We start from the raw sequence: 15,393 nt of genomic DNA on the forward strand, positions 1-15,393 counted from the left end.
TCTAGTCCTCCTGGGGCGGTTGGGGGCCGGTGATGACCGCATCGGGGGCGGCCAACCCGTCCGGAGGTGTTCCGTCGCGGTTGGTGGGGTTGGCCGCTGCGGCGAGCACGGCGGCGGCCTGCGGACCGCCGAGTACGGTCGCGGAGCTGCCGGCGGCACCGAGCGCGCGGATCGCGTCATCGGCGCGGCGGCGCACGGTTGCCGCGCCGTGCCGTCCGGTGCCGGAGGGCTCGCGCAGCACCAGCAGGACGTGCCGGTACAGCAGGTCGTGGGACTCGGCGAGCCCGGCGAGGAAGTCGCCGTGATCGTGCGCGGCGGCCTCCAGTGCCGGGTGCGGCAGTCCCGGTGCCTCCCGGTCGAGTGCGGCAATGAGCGGATCCAGGCGCACCGACTCCGCCCGCACCAACACCTGCACTGGTGCGGACAGGGAGTTGAGGTAGCCGGAGAACCCGGCGACGAGCGCGGCCTGCTCCTCTGGGGTGCGCAACCCGAAGTTCACCGTGGAACAGGACAGGACGATGGCGGCGCCGTGGGTACCGAGGTCGATCACCCCGTCGTCGCCGATCGCCTCCAATGGCAGCGCCAGCGGGGCGGGTAGCGCCTCGGTCTCGGCCCCGATCCAGGACGGGACCTCGGCCGGGGCCGGGGTGCCGGTGGCGCGGCGCTTGGGCGAGCGGTGGAACCTGAATGCGGCGAGTAGGAGTTGGTCGAGGCCGAGCCCGTCGCGGCGCACCAGGGCCGCGGCCACCGCCGCGCCGATGACCGGGACGGCGATCGCGGCCAGGACCGGAAGTGGGACCAGGTCTTTCAGTGCGGTCAGTCCGGCCCAGGCTGCGATACCGGGAACTCCGATGATCAGGAGTTGGCGGGCGGTGAGTCCGGCCAGGATCTTGTCTTCGCGTTCCACGTCGGCGGGCATGCGCACGCGTCCCATTACGAACCTCCTCGCGGGCGGCGGCGGTAGTGGTGCGGCCGGGGCCGGACCGGGCGGGAGCCCGGTCCGCCTCGGGGCGGTGAGTCGCTGCGCTGCTGGTGCGGTGGGCGGAGCCGGATGTTCTTCGGCCGCATCGGGCGGTACCTGGTGGGATCAGGCGGCGGGTCGTGCGGACCCGGGGGCGGGGGCCGGTGCTGGGAGACTCCGCCCGGGAAGTGGCGCGGTGTGCCTGCGAAATGCGGCGCCGCACCCGGTGCGGCCGAGCCGGGGGCTCCGCCGCGCCCGCGACCACCGCGCTGTCCCGCACCACCCCTGGGCGCGGCCCCGGACCCAGCCCCGGCCTGTCCGGGCTGCTGTGATCCACGCGTGGAGGACGATCGTCCGCCGCCCGCCGGGGGCCCGCTCGTGGATGAGGAACGGCCGCCCGTCGGTGCGGCGCCCCCGGAGGACCCGCCACTGCCGCGCGGCGGCGCCTGGTGCCTGCCGCCGCTGGAGGAAGCCCCGGCACTGCCGCCCGAGCGTGCGCCGGCGTGTGCACCACCCGGGCTCCCGGACGGGCTGGAGGCCGGGCGCGGCCCGGCAGGGCGGGGCCCGCGCGGCGGACCCGCGCCGGAAGCCGCGCCCCGACCAGGCCATCCCGCAGCCGGTTTCGCGGCCTTCGCGCTGGCCATGGCCTTGCCGATGTTGCGCAGCACCAGCACGTGCACTGCGAACTTCGCGGCCTTGACCAGCGGGGAGTTCTGGTAGTTGAACACCCGCTTGAACGCCCAGAACGGGATGCGCACCAGCACGTACAGGCAGGCGATGACCATCATCAGATCCAGGTAGGCGGCCCCGATCCCCCCATCGCCCACGACAAGGATCCCGTCGCGGGACAGGAAGATCGTCACCGCCATGCGCAGCACGAACGCCTGGGCGACCTGGATGAGCAGCAGAGCGCCGATCGCGCGCCACCACAACCGGGCCAGGCCCTCGGTCTGGGGCAGGGCGTGGGCGGCCAAGGCCAGCGGCGCGGCGGCGCTCAGCAGCAGCCACAGCATGATCCGCACGATCGCCGCAAACGCCAAGACCCACTGCATGATGACGGCGATGACCGCAAGGACCAGCAGGGTGCCGATCTCCGCAGGGTCGTTGAGTAGCCGCTCGATGCTCTTGGCCACCGCCTCGGGTGAGGCGGCCTCACCCAGCAGGAACAGCGAGACCGCGTTGCCGAAGTCCGCCATCATGGTGCACAGGAACCAGGACGCGTTCGCGCCGACAAAGCCCAGCAGCAGCCGCGGCAGCACCTCTTTGAGGCCGGTCGAGGTCTGAACGCTGTGATGGGTCATCACCAGAACCCCGGCCGCCGTCACGGCCAGGACGTACAGGGCGTTGGCCACGACGCGCGCCATTGACCAGGACGACTCCACACCTGGTGTGGGCTCCGGGGTGTGCAGGTACTCCACCCACACAGCGGCCAGCTTCGCGTTGACGGCATCGGCGACCATCGAGGCCAGCCATCCGATGAACGCCTGCTGGACCTTGCAGGCGTAGTCGAACATCCCGCATTCCTCACCCTGTGCGGGCTCGTCCGGGGCTTCGCCGCCGTCGTCGGCCGGGGGAGGAGTGGGCTCGGGGCCCGGGGAGGGCGACGGCTCGGGCGAGGGCTCCGGTTCGGGGGCGGGCTCGGTGGGCTCCTCCGGTGGCGGCTCCGGCGGTGGCCCAGGGGAGGGGGAGGGCGGTTCCGCTTCGGTGGCAGCGACGGTTGTTGGTGTCGCGGCCGCGGCTGCCGGGACTGGCACCGCCAGCGCCGCCGCTGTCAACGCCAGTGCCGCGACGGCAGCGGCCCTGCCGGTCCGGTATCGGGCGGTCATGGGCTACTCCAGCCCGACGAAGCCGCGCAGGATCTCCACCAGCAGCGGCGCGAGGATCGCGACCCCGTACCCCAAGGCGCTGAACTTGAGCGTGTCCTTGGCCTTGTTGACCTCGCCGGGATCCCCGCCGGCCAGCAGGTAGCGCAGGCCCCCGATGGTCAGCAGCAGGGTTGCGAAGGCGATCAGCAGCCCCATGATCCAGTTGCGGATGTTGGTGATGACCTCTTCCAGGTCGTCGACCCCGGGCTCCTCGGCATCGGCGGCCAGTACCACCGCGGCGTCACCCAGCACGACCGCACCGGCCGCCGCGGTGAGCGCGATCAACGTCAGAATGGCTTTCTTCGGGACCGGCATTGCCGTCTCCTCAAAACACGGACGAGTGTTCAACCTCCGAAGGGCGGGGCGGGGCGCCGGCTTCTCCTTTCTCGCGGCGGTGGAAAATGAGGACGCATTCCGGCCGCGCCCGCCCCGCGTGCGGTGAGGGCCCTGAATTGCCCTCATAGAAGAACGCAGAATTGCGCACGCGTTCGCGCTCCCCTACACCGCCGATTGCTCTTCGGTGCACACCGCGGCCAGGCGCTCCTGGGCGCGGCGGCGGTAGCGCCGCGCGGTGATGTAGGACAGGCCTAACTCTGCGGCGACCTGCCGCAACGGGGCGTGTTCCAGGTGGGTCCGCGCGATCAACTCCGCCTCCAGCGGGCGCAAAGCCCCAGTGCCGAGCGCGCGGGCCAGCAAGGTCACCGCGCCGTGTCCCGCGTGCGAAGGCTCGGCCCGCTCCCGCTCCCACGGCCGCTCACGGTCCCAAGCGCGCAGAACGGTGTAGCGGTGGCGCTGGCCTGCTTTGCGCGCGGCATAGACCAATCGGCCGCACACCCCGCTCCGGGAGAGGTCCGTGCGGCGCATCTCCTCCACCAGGGCAGTCAGCATCTCTGCTTCCAGGTCGTCCACGCCCTCGCCCAAACCTGTGCGCAGCCAGCGGCGTGCCCCGTAGAGCCCGGGCAGTGCCAATCCGGCGGCGACCACCGTCCAGGTGGCATCGTCCTCGCGTGCGCGTCGCAGCAGCACCCGCCACACCGCATCAGCCACCTCACGCGGCGCGCTTAGCAAATGCCGGTCCAGTTCGGCCGCCGAACAGGACCGGGCCGGCCCGCCGAGTTCAGACAGGTCCAACATCGGCGGTGTGGGTCCGCAAATCAGGAGTCGGTAGGACCGCCGGAGAACAGCGAACGGGGAATCAGCAAAATTGGCCATGGTCACTCCCTCGAATCATCGGGAAGCGACCATGAAGGCATAACCCCGTGCGCAGAAAATGCGCAGCAAATGAGCTGCAAGGAAAGGCGCAATCAATGCGTGCGCTCGGTGTGCGCCGGAAAAACTCAGCGACCGCGCAGCCAATTCAGTTCGGGACTCACCGTTATGTGTGCGAACGCGGTGCGTGCGCACCTGCCCTCCAGGGCCGCCAACACACGCCTTCGGCGTCGCGGGTGAGCGCAAACCGGGTACCCGATCGCCTTCTACCCATGAGGACGCTTTCCCGGCCGCCGCCGACACCCCGCCGATGAGCCCACGCAACCCCCACCGCCCGCCACCCGCCCTGAAACTGCTGTCGCTGGGCGCGGGCGTGCAGTCCAGCACCCTGCTACTGCTCGCCGCCCAAGGCGCCATCCCCGGTTTCGACTACGCCCTGTTCGCCGACACCGGCTGGGAACCCCCCGCGGTCTATCGCCACCTGGAACGCCTGGATAGCGTCGCCGCCGACGCCGGTATCCCGATCCTGCGCGTGAGCGCCGGCAACATCCGCCACGACGCCCTGGACGAGAACCACCGGTTCGCTTCCATGCCGCTGCACGTCACAGGACCCCGCGGTGAGAGAGGGATGGCACGGCGGCAATGCACCAGCGAGTACAAGATCCGCCCGCTGAAGAAGGAGGCCCGGCGCCTGCTCGGCTACCCCCACCCCGCCCGGGTGCCCGAGGGGGTCTATGCCGAGCAGTCCATCGGCATCAGCACCGATGAGGTCCACCGGGCCAAGGACGCCGATGTGCGCTACCTGCGCAACCGGTTCCCGCTGCTGGACATCGGCTGGACCCGGCGCGACTGCCGCGCCTACCTCACCGCCCACGGCCTGGCCGACACCCCGCGCTCGGCCTGCATCGGCTGCCCCTACCGCTCCAACGAGTCCTGGGCCGAGCTGAAGGCGACCGACCCGGCCGCCTTCGAGGACGCGGTCGACTTCGATGCCGCCATCCGGCAGGGCCACCCCGGCGCGGCAGCGCGCGGCATGCCGCAGCGCGGCACCTACTACCTGCACCGGCACCGGGTTCCGCTCTCCGAGGTCGACCTCGGCACCGACACCGGCCCTGAGCCCGAGGGGTGCTCGCCGTGGGCCTGCCGCGGCGAACAGCCCGGCACCGAGTCGCCCAGCGGCGGTGCCGCATGACCGCCACCGCCGAGCCCACCAGGACCGAGCGCACGTGGGAACAGGCTCCCCACATGCCGCTCCTGTCGACGCACGACAGCGGATCCGGGCTGACGATCGGATCCCTGTGCAGCGGCTACGCCGGCCTCGACATGGGCGCCGCCGCCGCGCTGGGCGGCGCCCGCCTGTGCTGGACCGCAGACAGCGACCCCGACATCACCCGGCTCCTCGCAGCCCGCTTCCCCGGTGTGCCCAACCTCGGCGACCTCGCCTCACCGGACTGGTCCGAGGTGGAACGCGTGGACGTGATCACCGCCGGGTTCCCCTGCCAGGACATCTCCGCAGCCGGCCGCGGGGCCGGAATCGAGAAGGGAGCACGATCCAGTGTCTGGAACCTTGTGGTGGAGGCCGTTCGCCGTCTACGACCCCGCCTCCTGCTCGTGGAGAACGTGGCGGCCCTGCGATGGAAAGGCCGCGGACTCGACCGAGTACTGGCAGACCTGGCCCGCACGGGGTATGACACGCAGTGGTGCAGCGTTCGCGCCAGCGACATCGGCGCCCCGCACCGCCGCGAAAGGGTGTTCCTTGCTGCCCACCCCATGTGCGAGCGACGCAGCGCGCGGCCCGGCCGACCCGCATCGCCGCCGTGCGCGCGGTCGGCAGGTGCGGCTGAGCGATGCGGCCTGCCACCTCAGCCGCGAACCCACCTGCCCGGATGCGGCCTGCGCCCCCGCACGCGCGGATCAGCGGAACCTGCTGCCCACTCCGCTGGCCAGCGACGCCACCAAGGGCAGCCCGAACCGCACGGGCTCCAAGGGCGACCTCACCCTGCCCGCAGCCATTGCGCGGCTGAGCACTCACGGACACGGGCAAATCCCCGCACCCGGCGCTCCTGCCCAGAGCGGTCCCCATCGGTCGACCGGGGATGGGGACGCTACGCCGCCGCGATCTGCCGCTGGGAACACGTCCTGGGACGACCGGCCCCCGCTCCCACTGAACCCGGGCGAGCAGGACGACCCCGACTGAGCCCGCGCTTCGTGGAGTGGATGCAAGGACTCCAACCTGGCTGGGCCACCGACCCGGAACTGGGGCTCAGTCGCGCCGCACAACTGCGGGCGCTGGGCAACGGCGTCGTCCCCCAACAGGCGGCCTACGGGATCGCCCGCCTGCTCGCCGGCATCGCTGCCGCAGACCAGGATGGAGGCCGGCAATGAGCTTGCGCCTGATCCCGGTGAGCCTCGCCGAGGCGCGCGCCTTCGTCGAGGTCTGGCATCGCCACCTCGGGCCGCCGCGCGGCCATAAGTTCAGCCTCGGCGCCGCCGAGGAGCCCGGGGTGCTGGTCGCGGTGGCCATGGTCGGGCGCCCCGTCGCTCGCGCTCTCAATGACGGCCGCACTCTGGAGGTCACTCGCCTGGCGACCGACGGCACCCCCAACGCGTGCTCCCTGCTGTACGCGGCATCCAGGCGAGCTGCCCGAGCACTGGGCTACCGGCGGCTGATCACCTACACACGTGCCGACGAGCCTGGCACGTCGCTGCGTGCCGCGGGTTGGAAGCCGACAGCGGCATTGCCGCCGCGCGAGGACTGGCACCCGCCCCGTCGCCCCCACACCCGCGGCCCGGCCCGAACCCGGTGGGAGGCGCCATGACCCCTCGCACACCCGACGCGTTCCCCATCTTGCCGCTGTGGGTTGCCGGGACTCCGGGTGCCGACGCCGTGCGGCGTTGCCACCCGCTGCCGGACGGTACGCAGCCGAGGGCCATTCGCCGGACAGTCGCAGCCGATTCGCCGCGCCGTCGCCAAGAGACGTGCAGCGCCTGCCGATCGTTTGGTGTCTCGGGGGGCCGGCGATGCCGCGGCATTGCCGGACCGGACCCTTGCTTCCTGGTGATGCCGCTATGACCAAACAGGAAGAAGGTGCTTCTGACCAGCTAAAACACGGGGTTGTCGGTGGTGAAAGCGCCTACCCTGACGAGTCGGGGGCAGCGATAAACGACCCCGGCCATCAGCAAGGCGAGATCAACGTCACCGTGGCGCTCCAGGTCGAGCACGGCCTGCCCGGGCGCGAGCTTGAAGCCGAACAGACGCGAGCTGTCAAGGAAATCCTGGAATGGGTGTACACGGAGAAGCGGCACCGCCGATCCCTCTCGACGTCCTCAGCCGAGGAACCGCCCGGCAACCCGCCAAGCGGTTCAACGGGGAGATGAGGGGAGGGCTGCTCCGGGTTGCGTTCGCCGGGCGAACCTCGACCGATGACCGGCAGGACCCGACCCTGTCCATTCCCCGCCAGCTCGCCAACTCCCGCAGCAGCCTGCCTCCCCAAGCAGGCATCGTGGCGCACTTCTACGACATCGAGTCTGGCCGAAAGGACCTCTCCGAGCGGGGCAACGGTAGGGCCCACGAGCACCTGTCCATCCCTGTTCCCCGTGATGGGGGAATCCGCGAACTCCTCGACGAAGCGGCCCGACCCGACCGCCGCTTCGACGCGGTCATCTGCGAATCCATCGACCGGATCGCCCGGCGGACCTATATCGGCACAAAGATCGAGTACCAGCTTGAGCAGCTCGGCGTTGTCCTGTTCGCCTCCGACGAGCCCATCGTGGCCTCGGGCAAACGCTCCTCGCAGATCCTCACCCGGCGCGTCAAGCAGGGGGTGGCCGAGTGGTACGTGCTCGAACTGCTGGAGAAGTCCTGGGACGGATTCGAGACACACACCGAGCAGGGGTTCAACGTCGGGCGCCCGCCCTACGGCTATGTCGCGCACCGTGTTCCGCACCCGGTGCCGGCGCGCAGGGCCGAGGGGTCGAGCAAGCACCGGCTTGCCCCGGACCCGGTGCGCGGTCCGGTCGTCACATGGATGTTCGAGCTGCGTGTGCGCAAGCAACTGGGATACGAGGCGATCGCCGACGTGCTCAACCTCCAGCCGGACCGGTTCCCGCCGCCCGAGCCGGTCGACCCGGCGAGGGCCGTGGGCCACTGGACCGGCAGCGCGGTGCGCGGAGTACTGACCAACCCCAAGTACTGCGGGTACATGGTGTGGAATCGGCGTGCCACCAAGACGGGGCGGGGGCGGCACAACCATCCGGAGCAGTGGGTCTGGTCCTCCGACCCGACGCACGAGCCGCTGGTCACGAAGGAAATGTTCATCGCGGCGCATCGCGTGGCTCCGCGGCGGGAACGATCGCGGTCGGGCAGCGGGGCCAATCGCCATCCCGCGACCAAGCGCGTCTACCCGCTGCGCTCCTATGTCCGCTGCCACGCGTGCGGGCGGCGGATGTTCGGCAAGACGCGCAGAGAGACGGGCTACTTCGCCTGTGAGCCCCCGAAGGGATACACCCCGGAGGGGCACCCCCGGAGTGTGTGGGTGCGGGAGGAGTATCTCCTCCGAGTGGTGCTCGACTTCTTCGCGGTGCGGATCTTCGGGGCGTCTCGGCGGGCGCGCTTGACCGGGTTGCTTCCTGACGCGGAAGAGGAGGGGCGTCGGGAGTATGAGGCGGCCGTCGCCTCGGTGGAACAGCAGATCGAGGATGTGGAGGCACGGAGGGCGGCACTGCTGCGGCAGATGGAGTTCCTGGACGACCCGCGCTCCGAACTGGCGGTCGATATCCGGTCCCAGGCGGGGGCGCTTTACGGGGAGCGCGACGCGTTGCGCGATCGGCTCCGCGAACTGGAAGGGGCGCCGCCGCGGCAGGCGGCTCCTGAGCTGCTCGACGCGCTCCCGCTGGGCAGCGCGGAACTGGGGGAGGTGCCCGAGGCGCTGTTACGCGAACTTTTCGAGGCGTTTCGGCTTGAACTCATCTACGACAAGGCCGTCAACACCGTGACGATCCGGGTGACTCTGGCCGCGGAGACGGTGCCCGAACTCCAGCAGACGGCCGACCGAGTACTCGACCAGCCTGAAAGGAAAAATCAGGAGATGAAGGACAAACTAAACAGTGTTCCCATCTCTGTGGTGCCCCCTGCAGGATTCGAACCTGCGCACCCGGCTCCGGAGGCCGATGCTCTATCCCCTGAGCTAAGGGGGCGTGCTGCGAGCATAATGCTAGCAGGGCCCTGCGGGTGGGTCGTGCAGTTTTCGGGCCCGGTGCGCACCGTGGATTCGGTCGTGCGGTTACGCGAAGTCGTTATCGTCCTGTTCCGTATACGCCAGCGGGAACAGGCGTACGGAAGCTAGGGTCACGGCCGTGGGTGAAGCGCTGACGCGGGTACTGGTGGTCGACGACGACGAGGTGATTCGGCAACTCATTGCCGTCAATCTGCAACTGGAGGGGTTCGAGGTCCACACGGCGGTCGACGGCAGGGACTGCCTCGAACGCGCCGCTGAGCTGCGGCCCGACGTCATCACGCTCGACGTGATGATGCCGCGGCTCGACGGCTGGGTCACCGCGCTGCGGCTCCGCGAGCGCGAGGTCACCCGGTCAGCGAAGGTCCTGCTCATCACCGCCCGCGCCCAGGAGGACGACTTGCGGCGCGGCGAGGACGTCGGGGTCGACGCCTACCTCACCAAGCCGTTCGACCCCGCCGAGCTGATCCGGATCGTCCGCGAACTCGCAGGTATCGAGCGTGCCCGATAGCCCGGCCGCCCACGATGGGGATTCGTCGAGCGTGCCCGATGGCCCGGCCGTTTTCGAGGGGGATCTGGGGACGCCCCGGTGGGTGGACCGGCTGATCCGGTCCGCTGCGGCGGCCGCCACCGGTGTCGACCCGAAGCGGGTGCCGTGGTCGACTCCGCGGCGGGTGCCCGCCGGGCGGTCGGGTCATTACGCCAGCGCCCTGCCGATTCGGTTGTCCGGTACCGCACGGGAATCGGGGACCGCCGTCGCCGAACGGACCGCGGTCCTGCTGCGTGCGAGCCCGCACGTCGTGGACGCCGCTGTCGAGGGTGTCGGCTTCGTCAACATCACCTTGACCCCCGCTGCGCGGGCCGCCCTCGTGCCCGCCGCCGCGGCCGACGGGTTCGGGTATCTGACGGCCACCACCGCGTGGGCGGACTCGGGCAGTGCGGGCAGCACAGGCAGTGCGGGCAACACGGCCAGCGCGGCTAACACGGGCACCCCGGTCAGCGCGGCCAACGCTGCGGAAACCGACTCGGACCTGTGGCGGTGCTCCCCCCTGGAGGAGGCCGGTTCCGCCGCGCGGGCCGCGGAGTGGGCCCGGGAGGACGCCAGGACCCGCGTCAACCTCGCCGCGGGCCCGCCCGGCGCCCGGGAGCCCGCTGCACTGCGGGCGGCCGACCCCGGCACCGGGTGGCGCGACCCCCTCTACGGCGCGGCCGGCGCGGTGACGCCGGCCGCGCGGCTGCTCGCCGTTGTCGGCACGGCAGCGGCACGTGTCGCGTTCTGCCGGGCCGACGGGGGACGGGAGGAGTCCGGCCCGGGCCTGCCGGCCCTGCCCACCGCCGAGGCGCCCGGCCACTGGGCCTCCCTCACCGCCGCGAACCCCGCGTTCGCGCTGCGCTACGCCCACGCGCACGCCTCGGCGAGCCGCCAGTGGGCGCGCGACGCGGGGGAGTTCCACCCGCTGCCGCCCGGCGCGCTCACGGCCCCCGCCGTCGCGGACCTCGACGGGCCGACCGCGGCGGCGCTGGTCGGCGTCCTCTTCGACGGCCCCGGTGCGCTGGCGTCCGCGGCGCGGCGAGGCGAACCCCATATCCTCGTCCGCTACCTGGAGACCCTCGCCAGTGCCTACCATGATTGGCGGGAGACCTGCGGCCTCGGCTCGGGGGAGCTCGGCGACCGGTACCCGGCCGCCGCCGACCGCAGGGAGGCCACCGCCGCGCGGCTCGGACTCTGCGCAGCCACCGCCGGTGTCCTCAGAACGGGGTTGTTCCTGATCGGTGTCTCCGCGCCCACAAGGCTGTGAGCGGAGCCGACCCCGTGCCGCGGCGGCACCGCCCGCCGACGCCCCGCCCACCGACCGCGCCCGGATCCATGCCTGAAAGTCGCAGCCAATGAGCCGTTACGCCCACCCCGCCGGACAGCGCCACGCCGATGTGCTTCCGGAGGACAACCCGCCGAGCCCGCCGGCAGACCTCGACCAGCTGGACCCGCGCGTGTGGCCGCACACGGCCGCCCGGGTCGGCGGCGAGATCACCGTCGGCGGGATCGGCGTCACCGCGCTCGCCGAGGAGTACGGCACCCCGCTGTTCGTGCTGGACGAGGACGACTTCCGCGCCCGCGCCCGCGACTACCGCAACGCCTTCGCCGACGCGGGAGCCGACGTCTACTACGCCGGAAAGGCACTGCTGACCAAGGCCGTCGCCCGGTGGGTCATGGAGGAGGGCCTGAAGCTCGACGTGTGCAGCGGGGGCGAGCTCGCGGTCGCGCTCGCCGCGGGGGTCCCGGCGGAGCGCATCGGGATGCACGGCAACAACAAGTCCGAAGCGGAGCTGGCCCGCGCGGTCGAGGTGGGCGTCGGCCGCATCGTCATCGACTCCTTCGACGAGATCGAGCGGCTGGACCGGCTCGCCGCCCGGCAGGGCAAGGTGCCGGAGGTCCTGATCCGGGTCACCACCGGCGTGGAGGCGCACACCCACGAGTTCGTCGCGACGGCCCACGACGACCAGAAGTTCGGGCTGTCGCTGAACACCGGGGCGGCGGCCGACGCCGTGCGGCGCGTCCTGGAGTCGGCGCACCTGTCACTGGTCGGCCTGCACTCCCACATCGGGTCGCAGATCTTCGACATGGCGGGGTTCGAGATGGCGGCCCGCCGCCTCACCGAGTTCCTCACCCTGGTCCACACCGAGCACGGCGTGCTGCTGCCCGAACTGGACCTCGGCGGCGGGCTGGGCATCGCCTACGTCCCCGGCGACACCCCGCTGGAGCCGAAGGCCATCGCGGAGGCGCTGCTCGACATCGTGCAGCACGAGTGCAAGGCGCACGACCTGCCCGTCCCGCGCATCGCCGTCGAACCGGGCCGGGCGATCGCCGGGCCCTGCGGCATCACCGTCTACGAGGTCGGCACGATCAAGGACGTCGAGGGCATCCGCAGCTACGTCAGCGTCGACGGGGGGATGAGCGACAACATCCGCACGTCCCTCTACGGCTCCGAGTACACGTGCTCCCTCGCGTCGCGCACCGGCGACGGCGACCCCGTTCTGTCGCGGCTGGTCGGCAAGCACTGCGAGAGCGGCGACATCGTGGTGCGCGACCTCTACCTGCCGAGCGACCTGCGCACCGGCGACCTCGTCGCGGTCGCCGCGACCGGCGCCTACTGCCACTCCATGGCGAGCAACTACAACCACCTCCCGCGCCCGGCCGTTGTCGCCGTGCGCGGCGGGGAGTCGCGGACGCTCGTACGCAGGGAGACCGAGGAGGACCTGCTCCGCCTCGACGTAGGCTGAGTGGCCGGCACACCGGCGCGGCGGCCAGGGTTCGCGCCGATCCATCGAAATCATGCAGGAAGTGGGAGTCACCCCCTTATGGCACTGAAGGTGGCGCTGCTCGGCTGCGGCGTTGTGGGCTCGGAAGTGGTGCGGCTGGTCCGCGAGCAGTCGGCGGAGCTCGCCGCGCGGATCGGTGCGCCCGTGGAGATCGGCGGCGTCGCGGTGCGCCGCCTCGACCGGGCCCGCGACACGGGCCTCGACCCCGACCTGTTCACCACCGACGCCATCGGGCTCGTGAACCGCCCCGACATCGACCTCGTGGTCGAGGTCATCGGCGGTATCGAACCGGCGCGGTCGCTGATCCTGTCCGCCATCAAGTCGGGCAAGTCCGTGGTCACGGCGAACAAGGCGCTGCTGGCGGAGGACGGCGCCGCCATCCACGCCGCGGCCCGCGAGGCCGGTGTGGACGTCTACTACGAGGCGAGCGTCGCGGGCGCCATCCCGCTGCTGCGCCCGCTGCGCGACTCCCTGGCGGGCGACAGGGTGAACCGGGTGCTGGGGATCGTCAACGGCACCACGAACTACATCCTGGACCGCATGGACTCCATCGGCTCGGGGTTCGCCGAGTCGCTCGACGAGGCCCAGTCGCTGGGCTACGCCGAGGCCGACCCCACCGCCGACATCGAGGGGTTCGACGCCGCGGCGAAGGCCGCCATCCTGGCGCGGCTCGCCTTCCACACCCGGGTGACCGCCGCCGATGTGCACCGCGAGGGCATCACGGAGGTCTCGGCCGCCGACATCGCCAGCGCCAAGGACATGGGCTGCGTCGTGAAGCTCCTCGCGATCTGCCAGCGCTCGCAGGGCGGCGCGTCGGTAGGGGTGCGGGTGCACCCCGTGATGCTGCCGCGCGAGCACCCGCTCGCCACCGTCAACGGCGCCTACAACGCGGTGTTCGTCGAGGCCGAGTCGGCGGGGCGGCTGATGTTCTACGGCGCGGGCGCGGGCGGGGAACCCACCGCCAGCGCGGTCCTCGGCGACCTTGTCGCGGTGGCGCGCAACAAGCTCGCCGGGACGTTCGTCGCCGAGGGCGCCCACGACACCGGGCTGCCGGTCCACCCCATGGGCGTGACGACCACGAGCTACCACGTGGCGCTCGACGTCGCCGATCGCCCCGGTGTGCTGGCGCGGGTCGCCGACGTGTTCGCCGAGAACGACGTGTCGATCAAGAACGTCCGCCAGGAGGGTTCGGGTGAGGACGCCCAGCTCGTTCTGGTCAGCCACCGCGCCCCCGATGCGGCGCTCGCCGAGACGGTCCGCCGCCTGCACGCGCTCGCCGAGGTCCGTTCCGTTGCGAGCGTCATGCGGGTCGAGGCGTTCACCGACGAGAACACCCCGTAGCGAGCGGAGCCGTCGGCCCGGTGTGCCGGAGGATGTCGGCGCCGCGTTCGGGTGGGTGGCGATTGGGCCTGGAACGCCGGTGACCTCTAGACTTGCGGGAGGTCACCGCCACGGCGCCGCGCGAGCGGCCGCGGTGCCGACCGCTCCGGGGCACCGCCCCGGAGGCAGCGGACTCCGCTGGATTCATTCATTTTGCGAAAGGGCCCCGTCGTGAGCATGGCACGGGCGTGGCGCGGTGTCGTAGAGGAGTACCGCGACCGCCTTCCCGTCGGTGAGAGCACCGAGGTCGTCACCCTTTTCGAGGGCGCGACGCCCTTGGTCCCGGCGACCCGGGTCTCCGAGTTGACGGGCTGCGAGGTGTTCCTCAAGGTCGAAGGGCTCAACCCCACCGGTTCGTTCAAGGACCGCGGCATGACCGTCGCGATAACCAAGGCCGCCGAGGACGGCGCGAAGGCCGTCATCTGCGCGTCGACCGGCAACACCAGTGCCAGCGCCGCCGCGTACGCGGTGCGCGCCGGCATGACGTGCGCGGTGCTGGTGCCGCAGGGCAAGATCGCCATGGGCAAGCTCGCCCAGGCGCTGGTGCACGGCGCGAAGCTGCTCCAGGTCGACGGCAACTTCGACGACTGCCTCGAACTCGCGCGCAAACTGTCGGTCGACTACCCGGTGGCGCTGGTCAACTCGGTCAACCCGTACCGCCTCCAGGGGCAGAAGACCGCGGCGTTCGAGGTCGTGGACGAGCTCGGCGACGCGCCCGACGTCCACTGCCTGCCGGTCGGCAACGCGGGCAACATCTCCGCCTATTGGATGGGGTACCAGGAGTACGCCGCCGACGGGGTCGCCGCGCGCGTGCCGCGGATGCACGGCTTCCAGGCGAGCGGTTCGGCGCCCATCGTCAACGGTGCCCCGGTGATCCAGCCGCGGACGATCGCCACCGCCATCCGCATCGGCAACCCCGCGTCGTGGAACCTCGCCGAGAAGGCGCGCGACGACTCCGGGGGGCGCATCGACGCGGTGACCGACCGCCAGATCCTCGCCGCCTACCGGCTGCTCGCAGCGGAGGAGGGTGTGTTCGTGGAGCTGGCGTCCGCCGCGAGTGTCGCCGGGCTGATGCAGGCGGTCGGCGCCGGGCAGATCCAGCGGGGCTCGCGCGTCGTGTGCACGGTCACCGGCAACGGGCTCAAGGACCCCGACTGGGCGCTCGCGGGCGCGTCGTCCGCTGTCACGGTGCCGGTCGACGCCCAAAGCGCGGCGTCGGCGCTCGGCCTGGTGTGAGTCCGAGTGGAGACGTAGGTTGCCGTCGCGGGCCCCCGCTGCGCGATACTCCGCGAAGCGGGCGCAGTAGGGGCGTGCGGAGCATCCGGCGGCGCGAAGCACCACGGCGAGCCTCGATCGCCAGACCCCGGACACAGACCCGCCGCCCGCAGGGATGCACGACTTGCGGGGAAACTCCAGCGTGGTGCTT

At 71.6% G+C, this 15,393-nt stretch carries 13 protein-coding genes, 1 tRNA gene and 1 pseudogene; 10 read left to right on the top strand and 5 right to left on the bottom strand.

Annotated features, from left to right (window positions below):
* Position 1: 1 nt before the first annotated feature.
* From CLV63_RS26825 to CLV63_RS26840, 4 genes are all read right to left on the bottom strand, one after another.
* Positions 2–934, bottom strand: a complete 933-nt coding sequence (locus CLV63_RS26825; RefSeq protein ID WP_245929079.1) for a PrgI family protein — start codon at positions 932–934, stop codon at positions 2–4.
* Entirely contained in the window at positions 934–2,787 is a 1,854-nt protein-coding gene (locus CLV63_RS26830; protein WP_146165673.1) for a hypothetical protein, read from the bottom strand. Before CLV63_RS26830 ends, CLV63_RS26825 begins: the two co-directional genes overlap by 1 nt.
* 3 nt (positions 2,788–2,790) lie before the next feature.
* The gene (locus tag CLV63_RS26835; RefSeq protein WP_245929080.1) at positions 2,791–3,141 is read right to left on the bottom strand and encodes a pilin; all 351 of its coding nucleotides are present in this window, start codon (positions 3,139–3,141) and stop codon (positions 2,791–2,793) included.
* 183 nt (positions 3,142–3,324) lie between these two features.
* Positions 3,325–4,038 carry a hypothetical protein gene (locus CLV63_RS26840; protein ID WP_146165674.1) on the bottom strand — a complete coding sequence of 238 codons (714 nt, stop codon included), beginning with the start codon at positions 4,036–4,038 and terminating at the stop codon, positions 3,325–3,327.
* Between the two features lie 307 nt (positions 4,039–4,345).
* On the opposite strand from CLV63_RS26840, the gene CLV63_RS26845 reads away from it, so the two are divergent.
* The 5 genes and pseudogenes from CLV63_RS26845 to CLV63_RS35320 form a co-directional block, all read left to right on the top strand.
* Positions 4,346–5,227 carry a hypothetical protein gene (locus CLV63_RS26845; RefSeq protein ID WP_245929081.1) on the top strand — a complete coding sequence of 294 codons (882 nt, stop codon included), beginning with the start codon at positions 4,346–4,348 and terminating at the stop codon, positions 5,225–5,227.
* A gap of 53 nt (positions 5,228–5,280) precedes the next feature.
* Positions 5,281–6,420 (top strand): DNA cytosine methyltransferase, encoded by a 1,140-nt coding sequence (locus CLV63_RS26850; protein WP_106586051.1) that lies wholly within the window; start codon positions 5,281–5,283, stop codon positions 6,418–6,420.
* Positions 6,417–6,854 (top strand): XF1762 family protein, encoded by a 438-nt coding sequence (locus CLV63_RS26855; protein WP_106586015.1) that lies wholly within the window; start codon positions 6,417–6,419, stop codon positions 6,852–6,854. The genes CLV63_RS26850 and CLV63_RS26855 overlap by 4 nt, the downstream gene beginning before the upstream one ends.
* A 250-nt stretch (positions 6,855–7,104) precedes the next feature.
* Complete coding sequence (locus CLV63_RS33320; protein ID WP_146165675.1) at positions 7,105–7,413, top strand: hypothetical protein; 309 nt, start codon at positions 7,105–7,107, stop codon at positions 7,411–7,413.
* Positions 7,410–8,354, top strand: a pseudogene (locus CLV63_RS35320) (recombinase family protein); the annotation flags it as partial. The gene CLV63_RS33320 and the pseudogene CLV63_RS35320, both read left to right, overlap by 4 nt.
* 802 nt (positions 8,355–9,156) lie before the next feature.
* On the opposite strand, the gene CLV63_RS26870 reads toward CLV63_RS35320, so the two are convergent.
* Positions 9,157–9,231, bottom strand: a tRNA-Arg gene (locus CLV63_RS26870).
* 159 nt (positions 9,232–9,390) lie between these two features.
* Between CLV63_RS26870 and CLV63_RS26875 the strand changes: the two genes are divergently transcribed.
* From CLV63_RS26875 to thrC, 5 genes are all read left to right on the top strand, one after another.
* Positions 9,391–9,780 carry a response regulator transcription factor gene (locus CLV63_RS26875; RefSeq protein WP_245929082.1) on the top strand — a complete coding sequence of 130 codons (390 nt, stop codon included), beginning with the start codon at positions 9,391–9,393 and terminating at the stop codon, positions 9,778–9,780.
* 82 nt (positions 9,781–9,862) lie between these two features.
* The gene (locus tag CLV63_RS26880; protein ID WP_245929083.1) at positions 9,863–11,068 is read left to right on the top strand and encodes a DALR anticodon-binding domain-containing protein; all 1,206 of its coding nucleotides are present in this window, start codon (positions 9,863–9,865) and stop codon (positions 11,066–11,068) included.
* 88 nt (positions 11,069–11,156) lie between these two features.
* The gene (gene lysA, locus CLV63_RS26885; RefSeq protein ID WP_106586017.1) at positions 11,157–12,548 is read left to right on the top strand and encodes a diaminopimelate decarboxylase; all 1,392 of its coding nucleotides are present in this window, start codon (positions 11,157–11,159) and stop codon (positions 12,546–12,548) included.
* Positions 12,549–12,626: 78 nt separating this feature from the next.
* Positions 12,627–13,928: a homoserine dehydrogenase gene (locus CLV63_RS26890; protein WP_106586018.1), complete on the top strand. Its 1,302-nt coding sequence runs from the start codon at positions 12,627–12,629 to the stop codon at positions 13,926–13,928.
* 216 nt (positions 13,929–14,144) lie between these two features.
* A complete protein-coding gene (gene thrC / locus CLV63_RS26895; protein WP_211301495.1) occupies positions 14,145–15,203 on the top strand; it encodes a threonine synthase in 1,059 nt (352 codons plus the stop codon).
* Positions 15,204–15,393: the final 190 nt, after the last annotated feature.

It is taken from the genome of Murinocardiopsis flavida (genome assembly GCF_003014485.1).
GTDB classification, from domain to species: Bacteria; Actinomycetota; Actinomycetes; order Streptosporangiales; family Streptosporangiaceae; genus Murinocardiopsis; species Murinocardiopsis flavida.

Excerpts from the sequence above, each read along its gene's own strand:
- CLV63_RS26825 (WP_245929079.1), bottom strand. The coding sequence starts at position 934 with ATGGGACGCGTGCGCATGCCCGCCGACGTGGAACGCGAAGACAAGATC.
- CLV63_RS26830 (WP_146165673.1), bottom strand. The coding sequence starts at position 2,787 with ATGACCGCCCGATACCGGACCGGCAGGGCCGCTGCCGTCGCGGCACTG.
- CLV63_RS26835 (WP_245929080.1), bottom strand. The coding sequence starts at position 3,141 with ATGCCGGTCCCGAAGAAAGCCATTCTGACGTTGATCGCGCTCACCGCG.
- CLV63_RS26840 (WP_146165674.1), bottom strand. The coding sequence starts at position 4,038 with ATGGCCAATTTTGCTGATTCCCCGTTCGCTGTTCTCCGGCGGTCCTAC.
- CLV63_RS26845 (WP_245929081.1), top strand. The coding sequence starts at position 4,346 with ATGAGCCCACGCAACCCCCACCGCCCGCCACCCGCCCTGAAACTGCTG.
- CLV63_RS26850 (WP_106586051.1), top strand. The coding sequence starts at position 5,281 with ATGCCGCTCCTGTCGACGCACGACAGCGGATCCGGGCTGACGATCGGA.
- CLV63_RS26855 (WP_106586015.1), top strand. The coding sequence starts at position 6,417 with ATGAGCTTGCGCCTGATCCCGGTGAGCCTCGCCGAGGCGCGCGCCTTC.
- CLV63_RS33320 (WP_146165675.1), top strand. The coding sequence starts at position 7,105 with ATGACCAAACAGGAAGAAGGTGCTTCTGACCAGCTAAAACACGGGGTT.
- lysA (WP_106586017.1), top strand. The coding sequence starts at position 11,157 with ATGAGCCGTTACGCCCACCCCGCCGGACAGCGCCACGCCGATGTGCTT.
- CLV63_RS26890 (WP_106586018.1), top strand. The coding sequence starts at position 12,627 with ATGGCACTGAAGGTGGCGCTGCTCGGCTGCGGCGTTGTGGGCTCGGAA.
- thrC (WP_211301495.1), top strand. The coding sequence starts at position 14,145 with ATGGCACGGGCGTGGCGCGGTGTCGTAGAGGAGTACCGCGACCGCCTT.